This window comes from Dactylosporangium sp. NPDC049140 (assembly GCF_040648435.1).
The window spans coordinates 72,388-87,604 of record NZ_JBEZDS010000049.1 but is presented as its reverse complement, the minus strand read 5'-3'; the positions used below and the strand labels follow the sequence as shown (position 1 = coordinate 87,604).

General features: G+C 71.0%; 8 protein-coding genes, 2 pseudogenes and 2 CRISPR repeat arrays (1 of these 12 cut by a window edge). Of the genes and pseudogenes, 4 read left to right on the top strand and 6 right to left on the bottom strand.

Annotated elements, in window-relative coordinates:
• Positions 1-130 precede the first annotated feature (130 nt).
• Both AB0B76_RS47210 and AB0B76_RS47205 read left to right on the top strand, forming a co-directional pair.
• Positions 131-421, top strand: coding sequence for a hypothetical protein (locus AB0B76_RS47210; protein WP_360389019.1), 291 nt, complete (start codon positions 131-133; stop codon positions 419-421).
• A 29-nt stretch (positions 422-450) separates the two neighbouring features.
• Positions 451-1,041 (top strand): hypothetical protein, encoded by a 591-nt coding sequence (locus AB0B76_RS47205; protein ID WP_360389016.1) that lies wholly within the window; start codon positions 451-453, stop codon positions 1,039-1,041.
• A 191-nt stretch (positions 1,042-1,232) separates the two neighbouring features.
• Here the strand turns inward: AB0B76_RS47205 and AB0B76_RS47200 are convergent.
• Positions 1,233-1,687: pseudogene (locus tag AB0B76_RS47200) on the bottom strand (cellulose-binding protein); the annotation flags it as partial.
• 649 nt (positions 1,688-2,336) lie between these two features.
• Positions 2,337-2,780: a hypothetical protein gene (locus AB0B76_RS47195; RefSeq protein WP_360389014.1), complete on the bottom strand. Its 444-nt coding sequence runs from the start codon at positions 2,778-2,780 to the stop codon at positions 2,337-2,339.
• 219 nt (positions 2,781-2,999) lie between these two features.
• Between AB0B76_RS47195 and AB0B76_RS47190 the strand changes: the two genes are divergently transcribed.
• Positions 3,000-3,440 (top strand): hypothetical protein, encoded by a 441-nt coding sequence (locus tag AB0B76_RS47190; RefSeq protein ID WP_360389011.1) that lies wholly within the window; start codon positions 3,000-3,002, stop codon positions 3,438-3,440.
• A gap of 247 nt (positions 3,441-3,687) precedes the next feature.
• Here AB0B76_RS47190 and AB0B76_RS47185 read toward each other — a convergent pair whose 3' ends face one another.
• Entirely contained in the window at positions 3,688-3,834 is a 147-nt protein-coding gene (locus AB0B76_RS47185; protein WP_360389008.1) for a hypothetical protein, read from the bottom strand.
• Positions 3,835-3,885: 51 nt separating this feature from the next.
• Between AB0B76_RS47185 and AB0B76_RS47180 the strand changes: the two genes are divergently transcribed.
• Positions 3,886-4,278, top strand: coding sequence for a hypothetical protein (locus AB0B76_RS47180; protein ID WP_360389006.1), 393 nt, complete (start codon positions 3,886-3,888; stop codon positions 4,276-4,278).
• 356 nt (positions 4,279-4,634) lie between these two features.
• On the opposite strand, the gene AB0B76_RS47175 is transcribed toward AB0B76_RS47180, so the two are convergent.
• The 3 genes and pseudogenes from AB0B76_RS47175 to AB0B76_RS47165 all read right to left on the bottom strand — a co-directional run.
• On the bottom strand, positions 4,635-6,155 hold the full coding sequence (locus AB0B76_RS47175; protein WP_360389030.1) for an ISL3 family transposase: 1,521 nt from the start codon (positions 6,153-6,155) through the stop codon (positions 4,635-4,637).
• A gap of 199 nt (positions 6,156-6,354) precedes the next feature.
• Positions 6,355-7,555: direct repeats of the CRISPR family, unit length 28 nt; unit sequence GGACCATCCCCGCGTGCGCGGGGAGCAC.
• Positions 7,556-7,621: 66 nt separating this feature from the next.
• Entirely contained in the window at positions 7,622-8,731 is a 1,110-nt protein-coding gene (locus AB0B76_RS47170) for a transposase (protein WP_360389003.1), read from the bottom strand.
• 266 nt (positions 8,732-8,997) lie between these two features.
• Positions 8,998-9,264 (bottom strand): annotated as a pseudogene (locus AB0B76_RS47165) (transposase); the annotation flags it as partial.
• Positions 9,265-9,515: 251 nt separating this feature from the next.
• Positions 9,516-15,217: direct repeats of the CRISPR family, unit length 28 nt; unit sequence GGACCATCCCCGCGTGCGCGGGGAGCAC (it continues 2,751 nt past the right edge of the window).

The window sequence follows — 15,217 nt, the reverse complement described above, 5'->3', positions numbered from 1 at the left end:
CAGCACTTCGGACAAGCCACTTCCCGGACCCGCTAGAGCCCACTCTAGAACACCGGCCCAGGCCGTCTCTTGACACAGAGGGGTGCCATGAGCGGATGCTGCTTCGGTACTCGCGGTCGCCGTCGTCATCGTGATCGCCTGCTGTGTCGGCGCCGCGGCCAAGGGCAACGTCAAGTCCGGCGACGAGCCGGCGTCGGATTCGACGCCGTGGACGTGCGCGCGGTGGGCGTCCGAGGACACGTCGAGCCGTACGGTGTGGGCGAGTTCGGCGCTGGCCGCGCTCCGCCGCAAGGACGGCCTGCCGGAGCCGACCGACGCGCAGGTGGCCGTGTTCGCCAGCCAGCTGTCGACGGCATGCGAACCGGTCCCCGGGTCGGACCTGGCTGAGATGGCCGCGACGCTGTACGTGATCGGCCGCTAGTCTGGCCGCGAACGGGCGGAGGTCTGGCCGTGCCACCCGCCGTGTCGGCCAAAGGCGACGATCGGCGGCACCCGCCGCCCGGCCCGACGATCCCATTCCGGGTTGCTCAGGTGGACGACCCGGCGGTGACAATCCGCCGCCTCGCCGCCGCCGCAGTTGCACTCCTCGCCCTCGCTGGCTGCGGCGGCCAGCCGACGAAGACCGCGGCGCCCGCAACCGCCCCAGCAGCCACTGCGGCGCCGTCCACTGCCGCACCGTCGCCGACGCCGACGTTGTGCCCGAACGGCAGGCTCCCCAGCGGCGACTGCGCCGGCGGCACGGAGGCGGTGACGTCGATCCCGCCACCCGACCCATACGGGGCGCTTGTCTGCCCGAAAATCCTCAAGGTGATGGGGACGCAAGCTATCTACGAGGACGCCGACGCGATGCTGGCCATCGGACAGGAGGCCGCCGTCACGCGGGACTCCAACATCTCGTTCGCGGGCAACATGTTGGCGGACCGGGCCGAGCTCGCCAAGGCCGCCAAGGGCGGCGCCAACGAATCCTCCACCAAACTGGACATGGGCACCGCGGCCACGAACCTTGCGACGGCGTGCACCAAGGCAGGGTTCAAGGAGTAGATGCACGACAAGCGCCCGCCGCAGCTAATGCAGCCGTCGATTGGCCATGGACTGACCGCGGTGCGCGTGGCCTCGACGGAGGTGTGGGCGTCTGGCCGGCCCGTGGCGCGGGTTCGACTGATGCGTAATAGGCGAACCGGACGTGAGATCGGGCCCCTGCGGGGAAGCAGTGCCGGGCGTCAGTTGCGCCGTGCACCGCCTGCCGTGATGCTGACCTCGCCCTGGAAGCCGCCCTGCCAGGAGTTGACCGTCCGGTAGCTCGCCTGGCATGCGCCGCTGGGCCCCGAGGCGCTCGGGGACGCACTCGCGGGCTCGCGGGCCGCGAGGACGCCGGCGGGGTGCTCGACGGTGACGGGTTGGAGCCGAGCTGGGTGACGAAGTTCCACACCACCTGCTGGGTCCAGGATTTCGCGCCGGGCGCGTACGGGTCGGCGGAGCCGTCCACGGCGTTGGGGGCGTGCGGCCCGTCGAAGGCGCCCCACACCACCGGATAGCCGGCCTTGCACCCCGTGTAGTAAGTGACGACGTGGGTGAGGCTGCCCTGCGCCGGCTCCGGCGGGTTCTGCGGCGTGCAGCCGTTGTTGCCGACGAACCGGTCGCGCATGGACCGTCCGCCCGAGATCGGCAGCGTGGTGTCCCGCAGCCCCCCGCAGGATGTAGCTGCGGTTCTGCCCGCTGCTCGCAACGTGTGTTTGCCGCTGGCGAGCGTCGGCGCCTTCCCGCACCCGGCCGTCGTCGTAGATCAGAGGTCATACGACTGTCAGGTCACGTCTGTCGATGCGCCCGGGCCGAGCGGCCGCCACGGGTGCGTGGGCCGTACGGGTCCGCACTGAAAACTTCCATGGCCATGGGCGGCTACCCACGCGGCAAGCCTCGTCGTGGCGGCCCCGGCGCGCCCCCTGCTCATCGGGGCGATGTCGTTGCTCGGCCACGTGCAGGGCCCCGCAGTGCAGCTCGAGGGCCTCGTCGTGGCGGTCGAGGAGGGGTGAGGGTCGCGCCGAGGTGGTAGCCGTCGGGGAGGGCGCACACCTGCTCGCAGGGAGAGGCGGCCGACCATCCGGTGGGTCGTCGCCGCCAGATCGTCGCCGGCGAGCGCGTCGGCGGCGGCCACCGTGCGGTCCGGCCGGGTCAGTGTGGCGGTGTGCTCGGGCCTGTTCGGCGGTGCTGATGAGCGCGAGGTCGGTGGACCGGTTGGCGAGCGCCCACACCGCGGGTTGCCTCATCGGAGGGCGGCGCCTACGGTCGCCGGGTTCGTAGGGCCGTGCCGCCGCGGACGGCACAGCCCCGCGGTGTCGTCAGGCCGTGCCGGACGGGCTGTACTCGTCATAGGCGTGCGTGCCGCTGTTGGTCGCCCAGACGTGCACCCGCACGACGGTGCCCTCGGGCAGCGAGTAGTTGCACGTCGTGAAGCCGCCGCCGCTGGTGTCCCCGTGGCTCGTGTCGTCCCAGCAGGCCGTGCTGTGGTTGACCCAGTGCATGACCCCGTTGGAGTCCGGCAGCAGCTTCTGGATCTGCGCCCAGGTCCGCCAGCCGTCCGCGTGCCAATCCTGCACCTGGACGATCTCGCCGTACGCGTGGAAGACCCCGTACCCGCCCGACGAGGTGGCGCCGGGCTTCTGCCAGTACGCCCAGAGGTAGTCGGTGCCCGAGGCCGACGCGGACCCCGGCGTGGCGAGCAGGGCCAGCGGCACGGCGGCGCAGGCGGCGAGCGCGGCGGCCTTGATGCGTCTTGCGATCATGCGTACCCCGTTTCCGGTCGATGCGATGGAGATCATTGGCAACGCACGCTACGGCCCGCGCCGCACCCGTCGGCGCCAGCGGGTCGGCCTTGACCAAACATTGACGAAAGCGCACGCATCGGCTCAAGAAATGCTCAAGAGGGCGTGCCGCCCATTTCGCTGTCGAAATTGATGGCTGAGAGTTTCCGGCACTGTCCAACCGAGATGAGGAGAATGACGGTGCGCAAACCTCGCGGAGTGTTCCTGGCGGCCGCCACCGCGGCCGGGTCGCTGCTGGCGCTGGCCGTCCCCGCCGCCGCGTACGCCGCCTACTACGGCTCCGAGACCAACTACGCCGTGTGGACGACGGCCGAACCCGATTCCAACTCCAGCTGCCAGGAGATCATCGGCGGCGTCGTCTGCTTCCAGCCCGCCGGCGACCTGATTTTCGTCAAGGACCGCTCCGCGGAAGGCAACGCGGTCGCGGCCGACTGGTACACCACCTACGCCGGCCCCAGCCGCACCGGCAGCTGCGTGCACAAGCTGACGGCGGACGCCACGCGTTGGGCCGTGTGCAACAAGGACTTCACCGAGGGCAACATCGTCCACATCCGCGCGGCCTACTACGTCGGCGGCGAGCCGCAGGGCAGCTCCGCCTGGCGCGGCGTCTACAACGGCTGATCCGCCGGCGGTTCGCGGCGGCCGCCCGTGGGAGCGGGCGGCCCCGGCCCGGGTAACGACGATCGACATAGGCTGCCACGATGGATCCCGAGAGCCTCCAGGCGCGCGCCATCTCCGTCGCCGAGTTGTACGACCGTTACAACGTTGCCGCCTGGCGCGGGGCGTGGGACACCGACCCTGCCCGGCCCGCGGACGGCCGCCCCTCGGGTGAGGGAGCGGCCGTCATCCAGCACCGCGGTGTCGGGCGTCAGACCAGCTTGCGGATGTCGCCGAAGGCTCGGTAGAAGCCGCCTCGGGCGGATTCGCGGACGGACGAGACCACGTAGCGGGCGCCCGGCTCGCGGATACCCTTCGGGAACTGGACCTGCCAGTCGCGGTGGTAGCCCTCGCTCACCACGCGGATGCGCAGGCGGGAGCCCTCCTGGACGCACTCGACGACGATGCCGTGGCCCGCAGCGTGATCGCAAGCTGCGACGCGAAGCTCGAGCGTTACCGCGCGGCGTTGGAGGCGGGCGCCGATCCGGCCGTCGTCACCGAGTGGATTAAGACCACCCAGACTGAGCGGGCACACGCCGAACAAGACATTCGCAGCCACACGGCCACGCCGCGTCCCGGGATGACGGTCGAGCAGGTCACCGACCTCGTGGACAGTCTCGGCGACCTCACAATGGCCCTGCGGGAAGCAACTCCGGAGGACAAGGCAGCGGTGTACCGGGAGCTCGGCCTCCGGCTCACCTTCCACCCCGACAAACAAATGGTGCACGCTCAGGTCGATCCGAGCGTGCACCGTTGGGAAAAGGTTTGTGTCGAAGGTCCGAGTTGGACCCCAACTACATGATTGTCCTTCGTGAGGAACTCCTATTGATCTGAGTCGGACGGAGTAGGCGGCGGGGCGAAGCCACTGTACGAAGTCGAACTTGCCCTGGCGGCCGGCGAATACGTGCACTCATCTGGCTCTCCTCAAGGTCAAGGGGTTGGGAGCTGGAGCACGGTGCCGAGATCCAGCGCCCAGGGAGGCCAGTAGGACCATCCCCGCGTGCCCAGCGAGCACGGGGGGATGGTCCGTAGCACTGAACACCCTCTCTGTACCACCCCGCGTGCGCGGGGAGGACGTGTGCTCAACCAGCCCGTGTCGACGGCGGCCTGAGACTGGTTCTGGCCCCCTTTGGTTGATCGAATCTGACCCTCTGCTGTTCAGGTGGTGTGGAGGACGCGCTTGCGGAGGAGGTCGAAGTTGGCGCGGCCGAACATTTGGCGTTTCAGCATCTTGATCCGGTTGACGTGGCCTTCGACGGGGCCGGAGTTGTGGGGCAGGGTGAGGCCGTTGCGGACGGCGTCGTAGTCGCGTTGCAGGCCGGCGGCGAACGAGTGCAGGTCGGGTTGGTCGTCGTGGGTGACGGCGTTGATCCAGGCGTCGAGTTCCTGGCCGCGGCGCTGGGTGAGGATCACGGCGAACGCAGTGACGTGCGCGGCGAGGCGGTTCAGATGAGGACAGCGGTCGCGGACGGCGGCAAGGCCGGCCTGGTCGTCGGGTTCCATGCGTTGCGGGTGGCGTAGCAGCCAGTTGACCACGTGGCGGACCTTGGGCGGCCGTGGTGCCGTAGGCGGGGCTGCGGTGAGGGCTCGCAGCGCTCGGACGTAGTCACGTAGCACGCTGTAGCTGCCCGGGTAGCCCATGCCGCGGAGCTCGTGGAAGAACGCTTTGGCGTCGGTGCCGCCGGAGGCCCATCGTTGGTGGATGTGCTCGAGGTAGGGGTCCAGGATGCTGGCCCGGGCGCCGGTGCGAGCTGTCGCGATGAGGTCTTCGATGTCGGTGGCCCGGGCGTAGCGGCGGACGGTTTCCCGGGCGAGGCCGAGGTCGCGGACGATGGCTTTGATGCTGCGGCCTTCGTCCAGAAGCCGCTGGACCTGCTCAAATCGGTCGCGGGTGCGTTGAGCCAGGCGGCTGTCTCGCGTGGCGGCTGCAGCGTGAGCCGCGACGGCCTCCGCATCGGGCGTCGGCTGCGGCGTTGCCGGCTGCGGTGGCGGGTTGAGGCAGCGCTGGTGGCGGGCGACGGCCTTTTCGACGTGTTGGGCGAGGTTGTGCCACAGATGCCACCGGTCAGCGACCTGGATGGCGTCCGGAGCGCCACGGCGGGCCGCTTCGGCGTAGGCGCCTGCCCGATCGCGGCAGATCACCTGCGCGCCTGGATTCGCCTGCAGCCAGGCGGTGAGCGTGTCCGTCTCCCGGTCTGGCAGCACGTCGACCGGGGTGCGGGTACTCAGGTCTATCAGGATCGTGCCGTAACGGTGCCCGCGCCGCAGCGCGAAGTCGTCGACGCCAAGGACAGTCACCGCGCCGGTCTGGTGATCCGGGATCGCGCGGACCAGCCGAAGCAGCGTGTTGCGTCCGACCTGGAGCCCGAGACTGCTGGCGAGCCGGGCGGCCGGCCGCCCGGCGAGGGCCAGCCCGAGCGTCTGCAGGACGTGCCGGGCTGGCAAGGTCCGCCGGCCGTAGCGGTGTGTCAGCCCATCGACCTGCTCAGCGAATCTCGTCACCGTGCACTCAGCCTGCTGACAGACGAAGATCCGCATCCGCAGCAACAACTCGACCTGCCGCCCACCGATCACGACATCATCGACCCGCCGCCGGTACCGGCGGTGCACCCGCCGCGTCAAGTGACCACAGCCCGGACAACGGGCCGACGCCCGCGCCGGCCTACCCCAGACCTGCACCCTGCTGCTCGCAGCCTCAACTCGCTCCACCACCAGCCCTGCGAGATGCGGCAACAGCACGATGAGCGATCCGTCAGCGCACCGGCAGGACCGTACACAGTGGACACGAGCCACTGCGCAGCGGCACCCATCGATCAACTAAAGAGGGCCAGAACCAGTTCTAATCCGCCGTTGACAGCCCGACCTGTTCGTGAACCGGGGACCATCCCCGCATGCGCGGGGAGCACGGCAGCACCGTCCAGGGCCCCACCCTCGGGCTGGGACCATCCCCGCATGCACAGGGAGCACGTGCTGCGTTGCGCGGCAACCCATCCCCGCCCCGGACCATCTCCGCGTGCTCGGGGAGCACGCCACGACCGCGTTCACCGCCGCCGGGCTGCTGGGGCCATCCCCGCGTGCGCTGGGAGCACACCGGCGGGGATGACGGGGACGTGGCGTACTCCCCGCGTGTGCGGGGAGTACGGCCAGATGTTCGCGACAGCCACCGTCTAGAACGGGCCATCCCCGCGTGCGCGGGCAACACGCGTCCGGCGGACGCATCGAGTCATGTCTGTTCGGACCATCCCCGCCTGCGCGGGGAGCACCTGGTGTCCGCGGAGCAACGCGCCACAAAGCGGGGACCACCCCCACGTGCGTGGGGAGCACCCTGGCGTCGACACGTGTCAACCGTCGTTGACACGGGCTGCCATCGACGTCGCAGGGACCATCCCCGCGTGCGCGGGGAGCACGCGATCATCGCGCTGACCGAGGCGGTGGACTGGGGACCATCCCCGCGTACGCGGGGAGCACCAGGTAGGTCGTCCACGCGCGCTTCGTCAGGGTGGACCATCCCCGCGTGCGCGGGGAGCACGCCGCGAAGGCGCCGCGGCCAGAGCAGGACGGGGGATCATCCCCGCGTGCGCGGGGAGCGCGACGAAGTCGCGCTGCCGCTTCGAGACGACCGCCGGACCATCCCCGCGTGCGCGGGGAGCACGTCGCCGACACGTACAAGCTCAAAGACGCCCCGGGACCATCCCCGCGTGCGCGGGGAGCACGCCTTGGCGGCGGGCTCGTAGTAGATCCGGCCCGGACCATCCCCGCGTGCGCGGGGAGCACAGCATCACGGTCTTGCCGCCACCGCGGATGCCGGGACCATCCCCGCGTGCGCGGGGAGCACGGTGACCGCATGACCGCCGTGACGTGGTGGACGGGACCATCCCCGCGTGCGCGGGGAGCACGTCCTCGGTTCGGCCGAGTTCCCGCTCCAGCCCGGACCATCCCCGCGTGCGCGGGGAGCACCCACCATTGATCACCAGGGCCGCCGCGGCGACCGGACCATCCCCGCGTGCGCGGGGAGGACCCGGGCGGACACGATACCGGGCTCGCTTGTCCAGGACCATCCCCGCGTGCGCGGGGAGCACAAGTTGTCGGCGTCGCGTGAAAACTGGCTCTGGCGCACTTAGCGGATGCTGTTGGTGATCTTGGGGTTAGTCGTCGGTCATGGCGCGGAAGAGTTGCTGAAGACGGCTCCGTGGTCGTCGTCGCGGGTCTGGCCGGTGTTGGGCGAGTCGGATGATGTTGGTGCCGGCGGCGGTGAGGACGTGTTGGACGTGGGTCTTCGCGAGTCCGCGGTAACGGCAGTGGCGTAAACCGTGTGCGCGGACGGTTTCTGACACGGTGGCCTCGCATCCGGCGCGCAGGTCGTAGCGCCGTTTCCACTCAGGAGTCTGCTGTAGCGCTCGAGTCCGGGTCTGGATTTCCTGCAACGGCTCGGGCAGCAGGAGCAGGTGCCGGCCTTTGCCATCAACGTTTCCCGTGCACTGCTGCCGGACCGTGCAGGCGCGGCAGTCCGCCCGTCGGAACAACACCGACAGCCGCGGCTTGCCGTCCGCCACCGTAGGCTTCCACCGCGGGCTGACCGTCCCTTGTGGACATGTGACAGTCTCGGCTCGCCAGTCGACGTGGAAGTCTTCCTTGGCGAAGCCAGGTCGTTCAACGGCACGCGGATCCTCGCGGACCGGCCCGACAATCGTTATCCCATGAGCCGTCGACGCCCGGTGCACCGTTTCGGGCGTGACGTAGCCGCTCTCCAGCAGGTGCTCCGCCGGCGCCATCTGCTGCCCGACCAGCGCGGTGTGGATCGCGTCGACGACACCGACGTCCTGTTCCGGGGCCGGCGTTGTCACGACGTGCACGATGATGTTCGGCCGGTCCTCGTCGCAGGTCTCGGTCTGATGATCCTTACACCCGACCCATTCGACCTTTCCCGGCTTGTGACTGAACCGGGCCTGCGGATCATGCGGCGACACCACCTCCACACTCGACCACGGCACTCGAGCAGGCTCCGCATCATCGTCGGCCGCCGTGGTGCCGGAACGCCGCCGCGCCGTGCCTTCCCGGCTCGTGCGAGCTCGGGACAGCTTCGCCTCCCGCCAGCGCAGCTGTCCGGACTCGTCGTACCAGTACTGCTGGACCCAGACCTGACGCAACACCTCGACAGCGGCCACCCCCGGGACGGCTGCGGGGGCACTCGGGCCGTAGACAGCCTGCAACAGAGCAATGCCGTCAGCGCCAACCTGTTCCACATACTGCCGCACAGCAGCCGCACCGTCGGCTGCCGCTCGTGCCGCGCCGACCGGCCATAGCGCTCGGCCCACTCCAACGGTATAACACTGGCCAGCCACACCTCATCCAGCTTCGCCAGGGCCTCCAGCGCGGCGCGCACCGTCTCTGCGACCAACTCCACCCGGCTGAGCCGACGAACCGCAGCGAGCACATGCGTGGAGTCCGTACGCTGCCGGCCCCGCGTCCGCACCAATCCCGCCTCCGCAAGCCGATCCACCATCACCGCGAGCAACCGGTCAGCCCGGTCGCCCTCGGCAAGCCGATCCCGGAACTCGCTGAGCACCGAATGATCGAACCCTGGCTCGGTCAACTCCATCCCCAACGCGTACTTCCAGTCGATGCGACACGCCACCGCCCGCGCCGCCTGCCGATCGGTGAGGTTCTCCGCATACTGCAACACCGACACCAGCGCCAACCGAGCCGGCGACACCCCACGACGGCCGTCCGCCGAAAACCAACCGACGAAGTCCTCGTCGACGAACAGGTCCTGCAACCGATCCCGCATCAATATCGCCGGCGTGCCCTTCGGGTTCGCCGCCCACGCCACCCGAGCCGTCTCCACCGGCACAGCCGAACCCGAACTCCGACCCATCGACATCCCGCCATCTCAGCGTCGAGGACCCTCCGGCTCCGGCAGCGACGCACCCAAACCGATCAAGCCAATAAGATCACCAACAGCATCCGGAAAATGTGCCAGAGCCAGTTCTAAACCGTCGTTGACACAAGTCCTCGGACAGCTCTTTGAGGCCGTGCGCCGGACCATCCCCGCGTGCGCGGGGAACACTCGGCGAGGGCGGTGTCGCGTTCGCCGAGCGCCGGACCATCCCCGCGTGCGCGGGGAGCACGCGCTGATCTGCCCGTTCGTCAACGCCGCCGAGGGACCATCCCCGCGTGCGCGGGGAGCACACCTTGGTCCAGGTGCGGACCGGGTCGCCGTCTGGACCATCCCCGCGTGCGCGGGGAGCACACGGTGACGGAGAGGGTGGCGATGTCCGGGTTCGGACCATCCCCGCGTGCGCGGGGAGCACGGCACCGTCAAGGAGATGCCTGCCTTCAGCGTCGGACCATCCCCGCGTGCGCGGGGAGCACCTGCCGCCGGCCGCTGAGCATTACGTGCTCACCGGACCATCCCCGCGTGCGCGGGGAGCACGCCGTGGCAGTGGCACCGCCGACGATCGCCCAGGGACCATCCCCGCGTGCGCGGGGAGCACATCTCCGCGATCACGCTGGTGCAGATCCCCGCCGGACCATCCCCGCGTGCGCGGGGAGCACGGGCGCGAGCTCCGCCGTGAGCTCACGGACAAGGGACCATCCCCGCGTGCGCGGGAGCACAGCCGGCCCCTCGCCCGCCTTGTCGTGATCCACGGACCATCCCCGCGTGCGCGGGGAGCACAGACGCGCGTCCACCGCCTGCTCGTAGGCAGCCGGACCATCCCCGCGTGCGCGGGGAGCACACGTGACGCAAGAGCCGGTGGGCTGGTCATCCAGGACCATCCCCGCGTGCGCGGGGAGCACGTCTGCGTCAGCTTCGCCGTAACGCCGTTGTCTGGACCATCCCCGCGTGCGCGGGGAGCACGAAAAGGGCTTCCTGTACCTCGACGAGCACACGGGACCATCCCCGCGTGCGCGGGGAGCACGCCTCCGACTTACCGGCCTTCACCAGCAGGGACGGACCATCCCCGCGTGCGCGGGGAGCACTCCTGCACGTCGACGTTCAGCGACGCCAGCGCAGGACCATCCCCGCGTGCGCGGGAGCACGACACCGAGATCGGCGACCCGAACGAGACGCTGTTCCAGGACCATCCCCGCGTGCGCGGGGAGCACCACCGGCAGCTGCACAACCTGCACGGCGCCTGGGGACCATCCCCGCGTGCGCGGGGAGCACGACGCGACGATCGAGATCAGCGACGCGGACAGCGGACCATCCCCGCGTGCGCGGGGAGCACTCGAGGAGCACCCGGTACAGGAGGAGCGCCTGGGGACCATCCCCGCGTGCGCGGGGAGCACCCGCTGAGCACCCGTCGAGCACTGTAGCCATCGGGACCATCCCCGCGTGCGCGGGGAGCACCACGTCCACCCTTGCCGAGACCACCGACCCCGAGGACCATCCCCGCGTGCGCGGGGAGCACTCTGAAGGGTGGCGAGTGATGGCTAAGCGGACTGGGACCATCCCCGCGTGCGCGGGGAGCACGATGTGTTCGGCAAGGATGCCGGCCAGGTCAAAGGACCATCCCCGCGTGCGCGGGGAGCACCCGTCGGTCGATCCCGGCTCGGTCGTCGTCGGGGGACCATCCCCGCGTGCGCGGGGAGCACTCGCCGGGGTGCTGCGTGGCAACGCTGTCGACGGGACCATCCCCGCGTGCGCGGGGAGCACATGCAGCCGTACAACGACAGACCGGCGCTGTTGGGACCATCCCCGCGTGCGCGGGGAGCACTGCCCCGGGCCGTTCCAGCCGGCCCGCGTGATCGGACCATCCCCGCGTGCGCGGGGAGCACACCTTGAACGGGCCCCGCTGCCGAAGGCCGATAGGACCATCCCCGCGTGCGCGGGGAGCACCCGCTGGTATAGGTGGCGAGCCCACCCGACGTGGGACCATCCCCGCGTGCGCGGGGAGCACCACGACGGGCAGCACGAGGGCCGCGTCGGCGCCGGACCATCCCCGCGTGCGCGGGGAGCACACGAGACAGGGAGCCCGGTGGGTGTCGTTCACCGGACCATCCCCGCGTGCGCGGGGAGCACTACCCGTACCGTTGTCGCCGTTCTTGCCGCCCCGGGACCATCCCCGCGTGCGCGGGGAGCACTCTCCCTGATCGGGCACTGCATACCAGGTACCGGGACCATCCCCGCGTGCGCGGGGAGCACCGTGGCGGCGGCCTCGCCGCGCTGGGCAACGTCGGACCATCCCCGCGTGCGCGGGGAGCACTGGCGGGGGAGTGTGGTGACGAGCAGCAGCGCCGGACCATCCCCGCGTGCGCGGGGAGCACTACCAGGGCAAGAGCATCACGGGCACCGTCAGCGGACCATCCCCGCGTGCGCGGGGAGCACTACGTCTCGCACCCGCAGACACGGCACACGATCGGACCATCCCCGCGTGCGCGGGGAGCACTACGTCTCGCACCCGCAGACACGGCACACGATCGGACCATCCCCGCGTGCGCGGGGAGCACAGGTCCGCGACTGGATCCACGTCTCCGATGTGAGGACCATCCCCGCGTGCGCGGGGAGCACACGAGGTCGCGGATGCGGTACGCCTTGCCGTTCGGACCATCCCCGCGTGCGCGGGGAGCACGAGCTCCGGTTGCCCATGATCGGGTGCCGGAACGGACCATCCCCGCGTGCGCGGGGAGCACATCGATGTTGAGGGCCAGTCCCGGGTTGGTGGCGGACCATCCCCGCGTGCGCGGGGAGCACCTGCCGACACGCATGAAGACACCGTTGCCGCACGGACCATCCCCGCGTGCGCGGGGAGCACCGTACAGGCCCTGGTCGGACGTCGCCAGGTCCAGGACCATCCCCGCGTGCGCGGGGAGCACGACATCCAGACCCTCATCGCGTCACTCCGCGCAGGACCATCCCCGCGTGCGCGGGGAGCACGATTCCGCGAACGCGGCTGCCCCACCGGAATCCGGACCATCCCCGCGTGCGCGGGGAGCACCTTCCCGAACACCTCGCCGAGGTCTCGCAGCCCGGACCATCCCCGCGTGCGCGGGGAGCACGGAGCCCCCCAGCGCGAGGGTCACCCCCCACCCGGACCATCCCCGCGTGCGCGGGGAGCACGACTTCACGTCGATCCGGATCGCGCCGGCAGCAGGACCATCCCCGCGTGCGCGGGGAGCACGATCCTCATGACCGCTGCGAGAGCTTGTGCCTGGGACCATCCCCGCGTGCGCGGGGAGCACGTCCTCGCCTCCCGCGCCTCGTCGGGCCTGCACGGACCATCCCCGCGTGCGCGGGGAGCACTACGAGCCGGTGTTCGCGAAGTCCGGGACGAGGTGGACCATCCCCGCGTGCGCGGGGAGCACGAGCAGGCGGCGATGCTCATCGGCGCGGGCGCGGGACCATCCCCGCGTGCGCGGGGAGCACCGACCACTCCGCATCGAACCCGAGGTCGGCCAGGGACCATCCCCGCGTGCGCGGGGAGCACAGGGTGCCCACGTCCCCGGTCTGGAGGGTGGGAGGACCATCCCCGCGTGCGCGGGGAGCACGGCGGGCGGCGCTCGAACGCCTGCTCCAGCTCCGGACCATCCCCGCGTGCGCGGGGAGCACACGCGCTCCAGGGCCCCGGCGATCTGCGACGTCGGACCATCCCCGCGTGCGCGGGGAGCACGTGCCCTCGGCCGGCGGCCGCACCCGCAGGTAGGGACCATCCCCGCGTGCGCGGGGAGCACGTCGGCGGCGACGATCCACCCGTCGAGGCGCAGGGACCATCCCCGCGTGCGCGGGGAGCACGGGAACGGCTCCAGCGCGAGCACCCCGAGCTGAGGACCATCCCCGCGTGCGCGGGGAGCACAAGAGGGCTAAGTTACTTCACAGTATGTATAACGGACCGTCCCCGCGTGCGCGGGGAGCACCCGGCGACCCCGCAGTACACCCTGCCCGCCACCGGACCATCCCCGCGTGCGCGGGGAGCACAGGCGCAGGCGAATAAGCTCCTCGACGCATCGCGGACATCCCCGCGTGCGCGGGGAGCACGTGGTAGCCCGGTAGATCGCCGACCGGAGCGCCGGACCATCCCCGCGTGCGCGGGGAGCACGGACGCTCACACCGATGGGCCGTCCAGCGACGGGGACCATCCCCGCGTGCGCGGGGAGCACTACGGGTACGCGCTGCGGGACGGGATGACCACCGGACCATCCCCGCGTGCGCGGGGAGCACACGATCGTGCCGAGCATCGCCGGCGTGATCAGGGGACCATCCCCGCGTGCGCGGGGAGCACGACGGCGAGACGGTCGGCGCCCGCTTCCTCCGGGGACCATCCCCGCGTGCGCGGGGAGCACTCCGGCGGACCGGCCGGCCTCCAGCCAACGACCGGACCATCCCCGCGTGCGCGGGGAGCACATCAACGTCGGCAATCTGGTCGGCACGCGCAACGGACCATCCCCGCGTGCGCGGGGAGCACGCCACCAGACGAGACAGACCCAGCGACGGAACCGGACCATCCCCGCGTGCGCGGGGAGCACCACTGCCAACCGATGGCGCGGGTAGTGCGTCATCGGACCATCCCCGCGTGCGCGGGGAGCACGATCCAGGTGAACCAGCGGCCGCCGGCGAACTCGGACCATCCCCGCGTGCGCGGGGAGCACGATCCAGGTGAACCAGCGGCCGCCGGCGAACTCGGACCATCCCCGCGTGCGCGGGGAGCACTCACCGTGAAGGGTGCTCCCGCAACCGTCACAGGGACCATCCCCGCGTGCGCGGGGAGCACCCCCGGTCCTTTCCGTTGCTCTGCTGTGTGCGCGGACCATCCCCGCGTGCGCGGGGAGCACTCCCTGGAGCTGGGCGACCCGCTGGCCCTGGCCGGACCATCCCCGTGTGCGCGGGGAGCACTACCAGCGGCTGCTGAAGTCGCAGGCGTCGAACGGACCATCCCCGCGTGCGCGGGGAGCACGCCACCACACGGCCAGCAGCCGCGTGAGAGCGGGGACCATCCCCGCGTGCGCGGGGAGCACGACATCCATTCGGGTTTCCCCCGTGGTAGCCAGGGACCATCCCCGCGTGCGCGGGGAGCACGTCCGCCAGCCGTCCACCTCGGACGCAGCAGCCGGACCATCCCCGCGTGCGCGGGGAGCACTGACGTGCTTGTGAGGAGCGCGCGTGTCCGACCGGACCATCCCCGCGTGCGCGGGGAGCACACTGTGCCGGTCAGCCTGCCTACGAACCCCGTGGGACCATCCCCGCGTGCGCGGGGAGCACCACCCCGGATGAACTCGGCTCGACTACCAGGGAGGACCATCCCCGCGTGCGCGGGGAGCACAACGGTGTCGAGATCTCGATGGTGCACGATGAGGGACCATCCCCGCGTGCGCGGGGAGCACCTCACCGCAGTTCGTCCATGGGTGGCCGTACCCGGACCATCCCCGCGTGCGCGGGGAGCACTCCGTAATCGTCGTCTAGCGCGTCGGGCCATCCGGACCATCCCCGCGTGCGCGGGGAGCACGACTTCTCGGCGATCTTCGGCGGCGCCGGCTACGGACCATCCCCGCGTGCGCGGGGAGCACGAGTAGGAGCAGGCCCACGTCCCCGACGACCTGGGACCATCCCCGCGTGCGCGGGGAGCACGCTCGCCGGGCGCGCCGCCAGCCTGCGCCGCTGCGGACCATCCCCGCGTGCGCGGGGAGCACGTTTTCGAAGCCGAGGATCAGCACGCCGATGGCGGACCATCCCCGCGTGCGCGGGGAGCACATCCTGGACGGCAAAGGGGCGTACGGCCCCAGCGGACCATCCCCGCGTGCGCGGG